Below are 14,351 nucleotides of genomic sequence, written 5' to 3'. Positions count from 1 at the left end.
CCGCAGCGGCGTCGACAACCGATTGGACGTTGCAGATTATCGAGGACAGCGCGACCCAGAGCTCACCCGAGACCCGAGCCGGGCGCAGGTTGACACTGGTGACGCTGGCGGTGGTGGCCGCGGTGTTCGCCTGGTTGTTCGTCGGATATCTGCTGTGGGCGCGCAGCTACACCGACCTGATCGACCTGCTGGTGTACCGCGCCGGTGGTCACGCGGTGCTGCACGGCCACTCGATCTACGCGGCCGACTTCGCCGCGGCCAACCAGTCGCCGAACGGACTGTCGTTCACCTATCCGCCGTTCGCCGCCGTGGTCTTCGTGCCGCTGGCGATCGTCCCGGTCGGTGTCGCCAAGACCCTGATGCTGTTGTTCAACACCTCCGCCGCGTTGCTGCTGTTCACGCTGATCGTTGTTGCGACGCAAGGAAATTGGGACCGACTGCGCAGCCGGCACGCGCTGACCGGGGCTGTCTCGGTCAAGACCGCGGTCGTGCTGGTGATCGCCGCGATCGTGTTCACCCTGAGCGTGCCGGTGGAGCACAACATGACCTACGGCCAGGTCAACCTGCTGCTGGCGGCCGCGGTCGCCCTGGACATTCTGCCGCCGCGGGTGCCGTGGCCGCGGGGCCTGCTGGTCGGCATCGCGGTCGCGATCAAGCTGACGCCCGCCGTCTTCGTCGGCTATTTCCTGGTGACCCGGGCGTGGCGGCCGCTGGTCGTCTCGGTGGTGACGACGGTGCTTGCGGTGCTGGTCGGCTGGCTTGTGCTGCCCGCCGACACAGTGCGCTACCTGACCTCGACCGCGTTCGACCCGGCCAGGATCGGCGGGCTGGCCTACTCCTCGAACCAGTCGGTGCGCGGAATCCTCGAGCGCCTGCCGAAGCTCGATTCCGTGCACGGCGCGGTCTGGATGGTGGCGACGGTGCTGGTGCTGGCGCTGGCCGTGACGGCGATCGAGGTCAACCGGCGGCGCGGCGACACGGTCGCCGCGCTGCTGTCCGCCGCGTTCATCGGGTTGCTGTGCTCGCCGGTGTCCTGGGGTCACCACTGGGTGTGGCTGCCGGCGGCTGCGGTGTACTTCCTGGTGCGCTGGGCCGCGGTGGGGGCGGCATCCGACGTAGTTGCCGGGGTGCTGGTCGCGGGCATCTCGCTGTGGGCGCCGTGGGCGCACCTGCCGAACAGCGACGACCGCGAACGCCTGTGGAGTGCCGGGCAGCATCTGCTGGGCAGCGTCTGGGGCATGACCGCGCTGGTTTTGCTGGTTTTGTTCGCGGTGCGCGCGCGCAAACCCGTGCCGGAAATGAAGGCCTGAAGAGGGGCGGCCTGCTTCAAGAATCCGTCAAGTACCGCATGCGACCGTGCTGAGACGTCAAGCGCGGCTCCTCGTGCAACGGCGTTTCGATGAACCCGACCCCCGGAGGGAGCCATGGAGATCAACTTTCAGGTCGGCGGGAGCGCGGCGCAGTTCCGTCGGAGTCCGATCACCGGAAGCGCATCCGTGATCGTCGACTCCCAGAAAACTTCGGTGTCAAGCCCTTTCAACCCCGCCACGTACTTCAGCATGAAAACGCTCAAGACCTGGCGAGTTTCCCACCGCGGGCACACGGTAGAGATCGAGAAAGTGCGTCCGCAGATGTTCGGCGGCCTGCGGCCGGCACACTATGTCGTCAGGGTCGACGGTGCGGAAGTCGCCAATACGCGCGGGTACTGAGGGATTACATCCGCCGCGCGGAGGCGGTGGCCTTATCCAGCTCCCAATAGGCGCGCAGCGCCAGCATTCGGCCTTCGTCGTCGACCTTGCTCACTTGTCCTGCCAACCGGAATGAATGTAGTTGTCGGCGAAGCGCTTCAACGAATCCTGCTTCTTGTCCAGCGGCGCGTCGAAGCCGTGACCGTCGAAAATCCAGGGCACGGTGATGTAGTCGGTCACCCCGATCTCGGCGAGCTCGCGATGTCCGTCCAGCCCGAACTTGTCGATGCACACCGCCTGGAACTCGAAAGGCTTTTCCGCGCGGCCGTATTCGGCGCGCAGCTCGTTGAGCTTGGTGATCGTCTCGGCCAGCTCGGCATGCGTCATCATCGCGCTGGTCCAGCCGTCGCCCACGCGGGCCGCTCTGCGCAGCGCCACGTCGGTGTGGCCGCCCACGTAGAACGGCACCGGCTCGCTGGGCGCCGGGCTCATCTGCAGCCGGTCGAAATCGTAGAACTCGCCGTGGAATTCGACCATGCCGCCGGCCAGTACCAGCTTGATGACCTCGATCATCTCGTCGACGCGCTTGCCGCGGCGCTGATAAGGCACCCCGCACCACTCGAATTCCTCGGGCGCCCAGCCGATCCCGACCCCGAAGCCGAACCGGTTGTTGGTCAGGTTGGCCACCGAACCCACCTGTCGGGCCACCAACAACGGGTTGCGCGACCCCAGCTTCATCACGTTGGTGTAGAACCGCAGCTTGGTGGTGACCGCGCCCATCGCGCCCGCCAGGATCAGCGGGTCCACCCAGGGCGTGTTCTCGTCGAACATCCGCTTACCGTCCGCGGTATAGGGGTAGTCGACGGACTGCTTCTCGAAATAGAAGATCGAATCCGGCAGCGCGATCGAGTCGAACCCGACCTCTTCGGCGGTCTTGGCCAGTTCGATCAGCTGGTCGATCTGACCCATCGCGATGCTGCAGGTGTACTTCATTCGCCGGTCCGCTGCGGTTTGTCCTTACCGACCACCCACATCGAGTAGTACTGGGCGCCGCCACCGTAGGCGTGGCCCAACGCCTTTCGCACATTCGGCACCTGGTGGTCGCCGCCCTTGTCCATCACCTGAATCGCGGCTTCGGCGAAGCGGATCAGGCCGGAGGCGCCGATCGGGTTGGACGAGAGCACCCCGCCGGACGGGTTCACCGGAAGCCGTCCGCCGATCGCCGTCTCGCCGGCCTCGGTGAGCTTCCAGCCTTCGCCCTCCGGGGCGAAACCCAGGCTCTCCAACCACATCGGCTCGAACCAGGAGAACGGCACATAGATCTCGGCGGCGTCGATCTCGTCGATGGGGCTGGTGATCCCGGCGCCCTTCCACAACGCGGCGGCAGCGTCCCGGCTGGCTTGCGGGTTCACCTGGTCGCGACCGGAGAACTGCAGCGGCTCGGTGCGCAGCGCGGTGGCGTGGATCCAGGCCACCGGATGTCCCTGCGCCAGCCGCGCATCGGCGCTCTCCTCGTTGCCGATCACCACGGCCGCGGCGCCGTCGGAGGACGGGCAAGTCTCGTCGTAACGGATCGGGTCCCACAGCATGGGGGATTGCATCACCTTCTCGACGGTGATGTCGGGCTGGTGCAGATGCGCCAACGGGTTACGCGCCCCGTTCAGCCGGTCCTTGACCGCCACCATGGCGCCGATGTGATTGGGCGCCCCGGACCGGCGGATGTAGGACCGCACGTGCGGCGCGAAGTATCCGCCCGCACCGGCACCGACCGGCTTGATGAACGGGATCGGAATCGACAACGCCCACATGGCATTCGACTCCGACTGCTTCTCCCACGCCATCGCCAGCACGCGGCGGTACTTGCCCGACTGCACCAGGCTGGCCGCCACGATCGCGGTGGAACCGCCGACCGAGCCAGCGGTGTGCACCCGGATCAGCGGCTTGCCGGTGGCGCCCATCGCGTCGGACATGAACAGCTCGGGCATCATCACGCCCTCGAAGAAGTCGGGCGCCTTGCCCACCACGACCGCGTCGATATCGTCGAAGGTGGACCCCGAGTCTTCCAGTGCGCGGTCGATGGCCTCGCGCACCAGGCCGTTCATCGACACGTCCTTGCGCTTGGCGACGTACTTGGTCTGCCCGGTGCCCAGCACCGCGGCCAGGTTGGCTCCTGCGCCGGCCATCAGTTCTGTCCTTCCATGACCGCGACCAGATTCTGTTGCAGCGCAGGCCCACTGGTGGCGTGCGCCAGCACCCGCCCCGCCGAGCCGTTCCAGATGTGTTGTGCCGCAAAGCCGATACGTTCCAGCCCGGCGACGAACATCGGGTTCGCGGCCAGCGCGCCGCCGGACGGATTCACTTTGGTGCTGTCGGTCAACCCGATCGCCTCGGTCAGGATCAGATGCTGGTGGGTGAACGGGGCGTGGATCTCGGCGACCTCGATCGCGTCGTTGCCGTTCTTGGCCGCTTTGGCCGACGCCGCGGTGGACGCCGACACCGTCAGGTCGCTGCGCAGCCCGAGCGCGGGCGTCTCGATCCGATGCTCGATTCCCGTTATCCAGGCCGGGTTTTCGCGCAGCTCGCGAGCCCGGTCACCGGCGGCCAGCACGATCGCCGCGGCGCCGTCGGTGATCGGGGCGATGTCGTGCCGTCGCAGTGGGTCGTTGAAGAACGGCCGCGAGAGCAGCTCGTCGATGCTCTCGGCCGGCTGCACCGAGTCGTTGCGCTCCGATTGGGCGAACGAGTCGAGAGCGACCTGCGCCATCTGCTCGGCGGTCCACTTACCGGAGTCCAAACCGACCCGAGCCTGCAGGCCGGCCAACGACACCGAGTCCGGCCACAGCGGCGCGACGGTGTAGGGGTCGGTCTGCCGGGTCAGGATCTGGCGCAGGATTCCCGCCGAGGACTTGCCGAATCCGTACACCAGCGCGGTCTGCACCTCGCCGGTGAGGATCTTGATGTAAGCCTCGTACAGCGCCCAGGCCGCATCCATCTCGACGTGCGACTCGTTGATCGGCGGCATGGCACCGATCGAGTCGATCGCCGAGATGAACGAAAAGGCCCGTCCGGCAAGGTAATCCGAGGAACCCGAGCACCAGAAGCCGATGTCGGACTTGGTGATGCCCAGGTCCTGGTAGAGCTGGGCGAAGCACGGCATCAGCATCTCGACACCGTTGGTGGTGCCGTCGGTGCGGCGGACATGCGGAGCGTGGGCAAAGCCGACCACCGCAACGTTGCGATCACTCATGTGTGGTTGAGCCCTTTACAGGTGGTGCTTGTAGGTGTCGTAGTCGGCGTCCGGTTCGCCGGTGGGCCGGAAGTACTCGATGTTGTCGATGCCGAATCCCCACTCCTCGCGGGGTTTCCAGACCGCCTCCACCCGCATGCCCATCCGGACCTCGTGCGCGTCGACGTCGGCGACCAGGTGCAGGAACGGGATGTCGGCGCCGTCGAGCAGCACGTAGGCCGCCACGTACGGCGGTTTGATGCGCTGGCCCTGGAACGGGATGTTGATGATGGCGAACGTCGTCACCGTGCCTTTGTCGGGCAGTTCGACGAATTCGGTGGTGGGCAGGCCGGTGGCCGGGTCGGCGCCATGCGGCGGGAAGTACACCTTTCCGGATTCGCCGGTCCTGGCCCCGATCAGCTTGCCCTGCGCGATCGCCCGCAGGTAAGCGCTCTCCTCGTGCGAGGCGGTGTGCTGGATGGTCAGCGAGACCGGGGTGACGATCATGGTGACCGGGTCTTTATCGGAGGAGGCCGGTTCGACCGGCTCTTCCTCGTCGCCAGGCACGAAGTAGGCGATGTCGGTGATCGCGCCCACCGTCTCGTCGGCCCAGTGCACGCGCACCCGGTCGCCGGTCTTGATCTGGTCCGGCGTCTTCGCGTCGACCGCGTGGATCAGGGGGGTGTCGGCGCCGTCGAGTTTGATCAGTGCCCAGGCGAACGGGCGGTCCAGCGGCTCACCGCCGAGCGGCTCGGGCTGCCAGGTCCAGGACACCACGGTCCCGACGCTGGCCACCGGTACCATTTCGCCCAGCGGCTCGTAGGTGACCGGGTCATATTCCGGTGGCGGCACGTGCACCCGGCCATCGGAACCGCGTACTCCCAGAACGCGGCGATCACGCAGTGCGGTGAAGAACTTCCCTAGCGTGGGACCCACCGAACGGGTGTAGTCGAAGGACAATGTCAACGGCGCGGAGAGGGGCGGCTCAGGGTGATCGATCAGGGCTGGGCCGCTCGAACTGGCTGTCACGCCTTCGAGTAGAACAGGTTCTAAGAATCGTTTCAACACTGGTCTGGGAGAGACATCGATGAAGCTCGGTCTGCAACTCGGATATTGGGGCGCCCGGCCGCCGGAGAACCACGCGGAACTTGTCGCCGCAGCCGAAGAGGCCGGATTCGATGCGATCTTCACCGCCGAGGCGTGGGGGTCGGACGCCTACACGCCGCTCGCCTGGTGGGGGCGGGAGACGAAGCGGGTACGACTGGGCACCTCGGTGGTGCAGCTGTCCGCGCGTACCCCGACGGCGTGTGCGATGGCCGCGCTGACGTTGGACCACCTCTCCGGTGGGCGGCACATCCTGGGGCTCGGCGTGTCCGGGCCGCAGGTGGTCGAAGGCTGGTACGGAGCCAAGTTCCCCAAGCCGCTGGCCCGCACCCGCGAGTACATCGACATCGTGCGCCAGGTGTGGGCCCGCTCGGCTCCGGTCACCAGTGCCGGCCCGCACTACCCGCTGCCGTTGACCGGTGCGGGCACAACGGGTTTGGGCAAGTCGTTGAAGCCGATCACACACCCGTTGCGTGCCGACATCCCGATCATGCTGGGCGCCGAGGGGCCCAAGAACGTCGCGCTGGCCGCCGAGATCTGCGATGGCTGGCTACCCATCTTCTATTCGCCGCGGATGGCCGACACCTACAACGAATGGCTGGACGAGGGGTTCGCCCGGCCGGGTGCCCGGCGCTCGCGAGAGGACTTCGAGATCTGCGCGACGGCGCAGGTGGTGGTGACCGACGACCGGCCCGGGACGTTCGCCGCGGTCAAGCCGTTCCTGGCGTTGTACATGGGCGGCATGGGTGCCGAGGACACCAACTTCCACGCCGACGTCTACCGCCGGATGGGCTACGCCGAGGTGGTCGACGAGGTCACCAAACTCTTCCGGTCCGACCGCAAGGACGAAGCGGCGAAGGTGATCCCCGACGAACTCGTCGACGACGCCATGATCGTCGGCGACCTGGACTACGTGCGTAAGCAAATCGAAGTCTGGGAGGCGGCCGGCGTCACCATGATGGTGGTCGGCGCCCGCAGCGTTGAGCAGGTACGCGACCTCGCCGCGCTGACCTGACGGGGCGGCTTGCGGCTTCGTTAGAACACGTTCTAGATTGGCCCGGTGGGCTCACAGGGGACGCGCGTCGTCGAACGACATCTCCACGTTGGCGACCGACTGCGTCATCAAGGCCCGCTTGGGCAGGCCCAGCGACGCCAGCTCCCTGCCGTAAGGGTGGTCGCCCAGCCTGATGCGGGCGCCGCCGAGTCGGGTTCGGGCGCCCGTCGTCGTCATCGTCGAGGACGTCTCCCGGGTGACGCCGTCCAAATGCGAATACGTCGTCAGGGTCTGCGCCTTCATCGCCGGGTGCGGCAGGCCGGGGCTGAATTCGATCCCGGCGATCAACTGGCCGTCGGCGCTGACGTCGAAGTCGAACTTGCGGCCCTCCTGAACGTTGAAGTCCGCCATGATCTTCGGGTAGCCCCAGATGGTGCGGCCGGCCTCGAGGGTGAATTCCTGATCGACCGGCAGACGGTGGATGAACGTCGCCGCATCGGCCATCGCGCGAAAACCCTTGGCGTGGGTGCCCGGCCGGTTCACCAGGAACGCCGTGCCGTACTCGTGGTAGCGGCCCAGATCGCCGTCGATGTAGCGGACCAGCAGTTGCAGCAGGATCGCCCGACCGGGCAGGTATTCGAAGACCTGCAGGCCGCTGTAGTCGATCAGCCGCTGCGCGGCTTTGGCGTCGACCGAGAACATCGCGGAGTGCTGGTCGGCTTTGCGGATGACCACCGGCATGGTGAGGACCGTGCCGGCGATGGTGTGTTGCGAGACAGACATGGGGCTTACTGTAATGGGCTCGAGGCAGAAAACTGGAGGCTGTAGATGACTTCGACTATCCCTGAGACGATCCTGAACATCGACCTGGCCGACGGCAACTTCTATGCCGACGGAGTCGGGGCGCGGGAGGCGTATCGCTGGATGCGGTTGAATCAGCCCATCTTTCGTGACCGCAACGGATTGGCCGGCGCGACAACGTATCAGGCCATCCTCGATGCCGAACGCAATCCGGAGCTGTTCTCCAGCACCGGCGGAATCCGGCCCGACCAGCCGGGCATGCCGTACATGATCGACATGGACGATCCGGCGCACCTGGTGCGGCGCAAGCTGGTCAACGCGGGCTTCACCCGTAAGCGGGTCAAGGACAAGGAAGCCGCGATCGGCGAACTGTGCGACACGCTGATCGACGCGGTGTGCGAACGCGGCGAGTGCGACTTCGTCCGCGACATCGCCGCGCCGCTGCCGATGGCAGTGATCGGCGACATGCTCGGGGTGCTGCCCTCGGACCGGGAGATGCTGCTGAAGTGGTCCGACGACCTGGTGTGCGGGCTCTCGTCGCACATCGACCCGACGTCCGTGGAATTCCAGACGGTGATGGAGGCGTTCGCCGGATACACCGCGTTCACCATGGACCTGATCGGCAAGCGTCGCGCCGAGCCCACCGACGACCTCTACTCGATCCTGATCAACGCCGAGGTCGAGGGCCAGCGGATGTCGGACGACGAGATCGTCATGGAGACGCTGCTGATCCTGATCGGCGGCGACGAGACCACCCGGCACACGCTGAGCGGCGGCACCGAACAGCTGGTGCGCAACCGTGCGCAGTTTGCGGAGCTGGTGGCCGACCCGTCGTTGCTGCCGGGTGCGATCGAGGAGATGCTGCGCTGGACCTCGCCGGTGAAGAACATGTGCCGGACGTTGACGGCTGACGCCGAATTCCACGGCACCTCGCTGAAGGCCGGGGAGAAGATCATGCTGCTGTTCGAGTCGGCGAACTTCGACGAGTCGCAGTTCGATCAGCCAGAGGTATTCGATATCCGGCGGAACCCTAACTCGCACTTGGCCTTTGGCTTCGGAACGCACTTCTGCATGGGCAATCAGCTGGCCCGGCTGGAGCTGTCGATGATGACCGAACGGGTGTTGCGGCGGCTGCCGGATCTGCGGTTGGCCGACGAGTCGGCGTTGCCGCTGCGGCCGGCGAACTTCGTGAGTGGGCTGGAGTCGATGCCGGTGGTGTTCACGCCGAGCGCGCCGGTGTTGTCGTAGGTTCGGGACACGCGCAGAGGTCCGGCGCCAGCGCATTTGATCGTCAGCCCGCCGACCCGGCATCGCCCAAGGGGCCGCCTACGTGACCAGGGTGTGTTTCTACAGGACCGACTGCATCCATGAGGCAGGGCTACCGCCTTCACCGTCGGGGTCGTCGTCGGGTTGGTTGCGCTGATGCAAGAAAGTGCGCCACGCTTGCTGGATTCGGCGTTGACAGTCCTGCTCGATCTGCTCTCGCACGTGGGCAGGAATGGGTCGGTCGCCGAATCGGTTAATGCACGCACCTCACGTTCCTGCTCGGCGGCGTGCCAGTCCGCGATTTGCTGCGCCACCATGTGGTGGTAGCGGGCACGGAACTCCTCAGCAGCCGGGTCCTCCAGCTCTGCGGTGTCTTCCTCGTCTCCGGTGTCGAGGTCAGGGATGTCCTCGACCCGCTTACCCAACGCGCGGGCCAGCTCTTCCCGCGACGGCACCGTGCCTGAGCGCAGAGCTTCCTGCATCAACGGGTGTAGATGCGGGATGTCCGACATGATCAGATCTTGGGGATCCAGCCAGACCACGTCGGTGACAACACAAAACCCCGTCCTTGCGGGTCTTTGCAGGCGGTCGTTCCTTTGTCATCGACACCACACGTCACGCCAAACACCGTCAATGTGTGGAATGGCGGCAACACGTTGCTGAGCGAGGTGTCATCGCAGGGCATTCCAACCTCTCGTAACCCGATGTCTGTGCTGATCTCATTCGCGCCGTAATTTCGTTTTGGCGGATCACATACCGGGGGTATGGACGGAAGCCTGTTGCCTACGCAGCTTGCAGACGATGACTGCCCGAAAGTGCATTCGACACCATCAGGGGTTCGAAAACCGTAGGTAGTCAACTTGTTGGGTCGTCCGGGGTTTTCGGTTTGCCACATGTAGTCGTCGGGGTTGGCTGGGGTGTAGTTGCTCATGTCTGGGAATCTGGCGGCTTCGGGTGATTTGGATGGGTCGGTGGTGGGTGTAGGTGTGTCTGCGGTGGCCGTGCACGCCGAGGCTAGCCCTGCGGTGGTGGAGAACAGCAGTGCCGTTATGAGACGAATCATCAAATCGTCCTGTGGATCGGGGAAATGTAGGTCATCGCTGTGCTGATTGGGTGTTCACACGGATGTCCTGTACGTCGTAGTGCACGGGTCCGATGGGGTTGCCTTGGTGATCTTTTGGTTGGAACCATTGGCTGCCAAAAAGGCCAAGATTGTCCAGGGTTGATCCTGGCAGGATATAGCCGCCTCAAGGGCTGGGACGCTGTTGGGAGATCCAGGGGCGCGTTACTCATCACCATGGTGGTGTTAGGCGGTACGACGCAGGCGGGGCTATCACCGACGTGAACTTCGAAAGTCGGAATTCATTTCGCGTGGTTGTCTTGAAGTTGTTACCCGAAAGGTTTGCCGTCGATTTCGCGGTCGCCGTCGGGTGGGTTGCGTAGACGTACGACAGAGAGCCCCAACGGTGGCTAGATTCGGCGTTCACAGTTCTGCTCGATCTGCTCGCGCGCGTGGGCAGTAACGGGGTCGGCCGCCGAAATCAGTCAAGGCACGCATCACGTCCAGCTCGCCCGCCTGCCAGTCCGCTGCATTGTCTGACATGTTCAGACTTTCGGAATCCAGCCGGACCACGTCGGTGACAACACGAAAGCCTGTCCTTGCGGGTCTTTGCAGGCCGTCGTTCCCTTGTCATCGACGCCGCATGTCACGCCGTACACCGTGAGGGTGTGGAATGGCGGCAATACCTTCGCGGCGGGTGGCGCATCGCACTTGCTGTCGCCGTATTGTTGCAATCCGCTATTAGTACTTATCCCGTACAATGCGAATTTTTGATTCGATGGATCACATAGTGCTCGGGGCATCGAAGGGAAATGGATTCCGGTACAGCCTGCTGACGGACTTTGTTCGAAGCCGCACTCGATCCCGTCTGGTGTGGTGAAGCCGTATCTGGTCATCTTGGCACCGGGTCGGCCTGGGGTTTCGTATTCAGTCTTGTAGTTGTCGGGGTTTGCTGCCGTGTAACTGTCCATGTTGGGGAACCGTGCGGCATCCGCAAATCTGGGCTCGGTGGTGGGTGTGGGTGTGTCGGCGGTGGCTGTGCACGCCGAAGCCAGCCCCGCGAGGGTGAGCAAGAGTGCCGTTATGAGGCGAATCATCGGGCTGTCCTATAGCTCCTGGAAGCATCGGTCATCGTTGTTCGGGCGTATTCACTCGGATGTCCTGCACGTCGTAGTGCACAGGGAGCGGATTGCCCAATGCGTCTTTGGGTCCCCACCACTGACTACCGAAGATTCCAACGTTGTTCAGGGTTGATCCTGGCAGGATGTAGCCGCCGTAGGGGGCTGGGACGTTGTTGGGGGATCCAGGGGCGTTGCTCATCACCACGATAGGGCTAGACCGTACTACGCTGGTAGGGCTGTCACCGACGTGAACCTCGACGGTGAAATTCTCCGGTTGACCGTTGCGAAAGTTTGCTCCAGCAAGGACGGCTTTGCCGTCGATTTCGCGGAAGCTGATTTCTCCCCATTTCTGATTGGGCGGGGTGATCGTGGCGGTGGCTGGTTGCCCTGCGGTTCCCCAGGAGTTGTTGGCGGGGTTGTAGGGCTGCCAGGCGCCGCGGTCGGCGATGTGTTCGGGATCCACGCGGTACACGCTGACGCCGCTGTTGCGGTCGAAGTTATCGGCCGCGATGTAAACGTTGCCGTCGCTTCCTTGGAAGCCGCTGATTTGGGTGGGTGCGCTGCTTGATCCGGTGGACCGGTAGGTGTCCAGGGGGTGGCCGTGGCCGTCGGTCTCGACTGCGCGCCACCCTCCGGCCGGGTTGTTGTTGACTTCGACCAGCCAGGAACCCACGGGTTTGAGTGGGTCGGCGGCGGTGGTGTTGGTGCCCACGACCATCATGTAGGTGCGTCCGTCGCGGGTAGTGATGCTGCCTGCCGGCAGGGTGTTGTTGGCTCCTGCCTTGATGGCTGCTTGCGGCAACGGGAACAACGGGCTCGAACCCTGCACCTCGTTGGGTAAGCCCGGATTGAGCGTTGTCCCATTCAACGGGGACCCGAAATGTGGTCGTCCCTGTTCGTCGAAAGTGACGGGTACCGCCACCGAGGAGTAGTGCGGGTTGCCTTCACCACCGACCCCGGGGTTGGCGTAGGAATCTCCGAATATGGCCACGTATTTGCCGTTGGGGAGCTGGATGACTTCGCCGAGATCAGCAGCCCTGATGCCCGGAATGGCGCCTGGGTTGTCGGTGCCGGCGACAGCGCCGCGATTGGCGACTTGACCAGGTGCCAGCGGCGGGGGTGCCAGCTTCGGTCCGTTCGCTCCGCCCAGCGCGGCGACTGCGTTGCTGATGGCGGTGGCGGTGTTGGTGTCGGCTACGCCTAACTCGTCGGCCAATCGCCCTAGGTTCCCGCCCTCGGTGGCGGCCTCGTTTGCTCGCCGGTTCTGTAGCTGGGTGATCTGCTCTTGTAGGCCCGCCGTGTCGGCGGGGTCCATCATTGTGGCGAGTTTCCGAGCAGCGGCGTAGTCGTAGGTGTCTTTGACATCCCAGTTTTCGGAAACCTCGAAGTGGTTCCCTTCCAAGCCCCGGGCCTTGGATTTCAGGCCGTCAATCATCGGCCCCATGGTCTTCTTGCCGTTCTCGTAGGCATCGGCCAACGCGTCCAGGTCGGCGGCAACGATACGGTTCTGGGTCAGCTCACGATCTGAGCGGGCTACGGCCGATTCGCGGGCCGCTCCCTCCCAGTCGAACTCCTGGACCGTCGTGTGGACCCTTTCGCCGGAGGAGGCCAGGGTTTTCGCGGCATCGCGCAGCGGCTGGGCGATATTCCCCAGGGCGTTGACGTTGGCCTTGAACACCTGACTCTTCTGCGGGCGACCCATGGCGCTACTTGCGGGACAGGTTCATATCGCCCATACCGGTCAAGCCGGCGGCGACCTGCTCAGACATCCACGGCGGCTTCACGGTGCCCCCCAGGGTCAAGTCTGACAGCTCGTACGCGTTGCCCGTGTTGCGAAACAGATTCGCCATGATTTCGTCGCGTCCCCCCACGATTTTCAACGCTGACTTCACCGCATCATTAGCCGCGCTGAGCTTGCCGGCGGTCTCGAAACCTTCCAGCCCTGCTTTTGCGGCTGTCTCATCGGGCACGACAATCCCGGCGATCACCGCCTTCTCGGCGTCGAGTTTGCTTGCGCCCGAACGCAACTCGCTCGGAGTGACCCTGAGAGTCATCGGCTGCCCCGCTCCTTCCCCCGCAGCTAGCCGACAGCTAACTGATGCCAAGAAATCCTACCGGCGTGCATCGCAAAAAGGGCCGGTCTATTCAGCAGCACTGCGCGGCGCACGGTCGATGACGCTGATCGCGCGCTGCGATGTGTGGCGGTTTCGGCACCGGGGGAGGGCTTTAGCGCATCTTGAACTGCGGCGCTCGCTTCTCGGCGAACGCCCGGGGCCCCTCCTTGGCGTCCTCGGACAAGAACACCGGGATACCGTTAGCGGTGTCGGGCTTGAACGCCTCGTTCTCGTGCATGCCCTCGGTCTCGCGGATGGTCTTCAGGATCGCCTGGACCGCCAACGGCCCGTTGTTGGAGATCACCTCGGCGATCTCCAACGCCTTGGTCAGCGCCTGACCGTCGGGCACGACGTGGCCGATCAGCCCGATCTCCTTGGCCTCGGTGGCGGTGATGTGTCGTCCGGTCAGCAGCAGGTCGCACGCCACCGTATAGGGGATCTGGCGGACCAGGCGCACCGCGGATCCGCCCATCGGATACAGACTCCACTTCGCCTCGGAAATGCCGAACTTGGCGCTCTCGCCCGCCACCCGGATATCGGTGCCCTGCAGAATCTCGGTGCCACCGGCGATCGCGGGGCCCTCGACGGCCGCGATCAACGGTTTCGTCAGCCGCCGGCCCTTCAAAAGGGCATCGATCCGTGACGGGTCGTAGCTGCCGTCCTTGAACGAGTCGCCCGGCGGCTTCGCGGTTGCCGTCTTGAGGTCCATCCCAGCGCAAAAGTAGCCACCGGCGCCGGTCAGAACGCAGACGCGGATGTCGGGGTCGTTGTCGACGCGGTCCCACGCCTCGACCATGATCTGCATCATTTCGGTGCTCAGCGCGTTGCGGCGATGCGGTCGGTTCATCGTCACGATCAGGGTATGACCACGCTGCTCGACCAGTGCGTCCGGTCCAGATTCGTTTGCTGGCGTCTCAGACACTACAACCGCCTTTCGCGCGTCAGGGGGAGTCAGCTTGTCAAGAAATGTAACACGT

Annotated in this window: 14 protein-coding genes; 4 read left to right on the top strand and 10 right to left on the bottom strand. The window is 64.7% G+C overall.

What is annotated here, in order from left to right; translation table 11 throughout:
• Positions 1-29: 29 nt before the first annotated feature.
• Both MKCMC460_RS27755 and MKCMC460_RS27750 read left to right on the top strand, forming a co-directional pair.
• Positions 30-1,310, top strand: coding sequence for a glycosyltransferase 87 family protein (locus tag MKCMC460_RS27755; RefSeq protein WP_236978370.1), 1,281 nt, complete (start codon positions 30-32; stop codon positions 1,308-1,310).
• 114 nt (positions 1,311-1,424) lie between these two features.
• Positions 1,425-1,709 carry a hypothetical protein gene (locus MKCMC460_RS27750; protein WP_236978367.1) on the top strand — a complete coding sequence of 95 codons (285 nt, stop codon included), beginning with the start codon at positions 1,425-1,427 and terminating at the stop codon, positions 1,707-1,709.
• Positions 1,710-1,799: 90 nt separating this feature from the next.
• Here MKCMC460_RS27750 and MKCMC460_RS27745 read toward each other — a convergent pair whose 3' ends face one another.
• Genes MKCMC460_RS27745 through MKCMC460_RS27730 form a run of 4 tightly spaced genes read right to left on the bottom strand, consistent with a single transcriptional unit; the run spans position 1,800 to position 5,943 of the window.
• The gene (locus tag MKCMC460_RS27745; RefSeq protein ID WP_236978366.1) at positions 1,800-2,681 is read right to left on the bottom strand and encodes a TIGR03619 family F420-dependent LLM class oxidoreductase; all 882 of its coding nucleotides are present in this window, start codon (positions 2,679-2,681) and stop codon (positions 1,800-1,802) included.
• Positions 2,678-3,871 (bottom strand): thiolase domain-containing protein, encoded by a 1,194-nt coding sequence (locus MKCMC460_RS27740; RefSeq protein WP_236978365.1) that lies wholly within the window; start codon positions 3,869-3,871, stop codon positions 2,678-2,680. The genes MKCMC460_RS27745 and MKCMC460_RS27740 overlap by 4 nt, the downstream gene beginning before the upstream one ends.
• Positions 3,871-4,935, bottom strand: coding sequence for a thiolase domain-containing protein (locus MKCMC460_RS27735; RefSeq protein WP_236978364.1), 1,065 nt, complete (start codon positions 4,933-4,935; stop codon positions 3,871-3,873). The genes MKCMC460_RS27740 and MKCMC460_RS27735 overlap by 1 nt, the downstream gene beginning before the upstream one ends.
• Before the next feature lie 15 nt (positions 4,936-4,950).
• Positions 4,951-5,943 carry a Zn-ribbon domain-containing OB-fold protein gene (locus tag MKCMC460_RS27730; RefSeq protein ID WP_236978363.1) on the bottom strand — a complete coding sequence of 331 codons (993 nt, stop codon included), beginning with the start codon at positions 5,941-5,943 and terminating at the stop codon, positions 4,951-4,953.
• A gap of 58 nt (positions 5,944-6,001) precedes the next feature.
• Between MKCMC460_RS27730 and MKCMC460_RS27725 the strand changes: the two genes are divergently transcribed.
• Positions 6,002-7,033 (top strand): LLM class F420-dependent oxidoreductase, encoded by a 1,032-nt coding sequence (locus MKCMC460_RS27725; protein ID WP_236978361.1) that lies wholly within the window; start codon positions 6,002-6,004, stop codon positions 7,031-7,033.
• A gap of 51 nt (positions 7,034-7,084) precedes the next feature.
• On the opposite strand, the gene MKCMC460_RS27720 is transcribed toward MKCMC460_RS27725, so the two are convergent.
• Entirely contained in the window at positions 7,085-7,795 is a 711-nt protein-coding gene (locus MKCMC460_RS27720) for an acetoacetate decarboxylase family protein (protein WP_236978357.1), read from the bottom strand.
• Positions 7,796-7,840: 45 nt separating this feature from the next.
• Here MKCMC460_RS27720 and MKCMC460_RS27715 point away from each other — a divergent pair, with 45 nt between their 5' ends.
• Positions 7,841-9,061 carry a cytochrome P450 gene (locus MKCMC460_RS27715; protein ID WP_236978355.1) on the top strand — a complete coding sequence of 407 codons (1,221 nt, stop codon included), beginning with the start codon at positions 7,841-7,843 and terminating at the stop codon, positions 9,059-9,061.
• A 532-nt stretch (positions 9,062-9,593) separates the two neighbouring features.
• Here the strand turns inward: MKCMC460_RS27715 and MKCMC460_RS27710 are convergent.
• The 5 genes from MKCMC460_RS27710 to MKCMC460_RS27690 all read right to left on the bottom strand — a co-directional run bounded on the left by MKCMC460_RS27710 (position 9,594) and on the right by MKCMC460_RS27690 (position 14,296).
• On the bottom strand, positions 9,594-10,010 hold the full coding sequence (locus MKCMC460_RS27710; protein WP_236978351.1) for an SUR7/PalI family protein: 417 nt from the start codon (positions 10,008-10,010) through the stop codon (positions 9,594-9,596).
• Positions 10,011-10,684: 674 nt separating this feature from the next.
• A complete protein-coding gene (locus tag MKCMC460_RS27705; RefSeq protein ID WP_236978350.1) occupies positions 10,685-11,236 on the bottom strand; it encodes a hypothetical protein in 552 nt (183 codons plus the stop codon).
• A gap of 31 nt (positions 11,237-11,267) precedes the next feature.
• The gene (locus tag MKCMC460_RS27700; RefSeq protein WP_238305102.1) at positions 11,268-12,962 is read right to left on the bottom strand and encodes a DUF4185 domain-containing protein; all 1,695 of its coding nucleotides are present in this window, start codon (positions 12,960-12,962) and stop codon (positions 11,268-11,270) included.
• Positions 12,963-12,966: 4 nt separating this feature from the next.
• Positions 12,967-13,314 carry a hypothetical protein gene (locus MKCMC460_RS27695; RefSeq protein ID WP_236978344.1) on the bottom strand — a complete coding sequence of 116 codons (348 nt, stop codon included), beginning with the start codon at positions 13,312-13,314 and terminating at the stop codon, positions 12,967-12,969.
• 172 nt (positions 13,315-13,486) lie between these two features.
• Positions 13,487-14,296, bottom strand: coding sequence for a crotonase/enoyl-CoA hydratase family protein (locus MKCMC460_RS27690; RefSeq protein ID WP_255731075.1), 810 nt, complete (start codon positions 14,294-14,296; stop codon positions 13,487-13,489).
• Between the last annotated feature and the right edge of the window lie 55 nt (positions 14,297-14,351).

This window comes from Mycobacterium sp. 20KCMC460, assembly GCF_022179425.1.
Classification (GTDB): domain Bacteria; phylum Actinomycetota; class Actinomycetes; order Mycobacteriales; family Mycobacteriaceae; genus Mycobacterium; species Mycobacterium kiyosense.
This window is presented reverse-complemented; position numbering and strand designations above follow the sequence as displayed.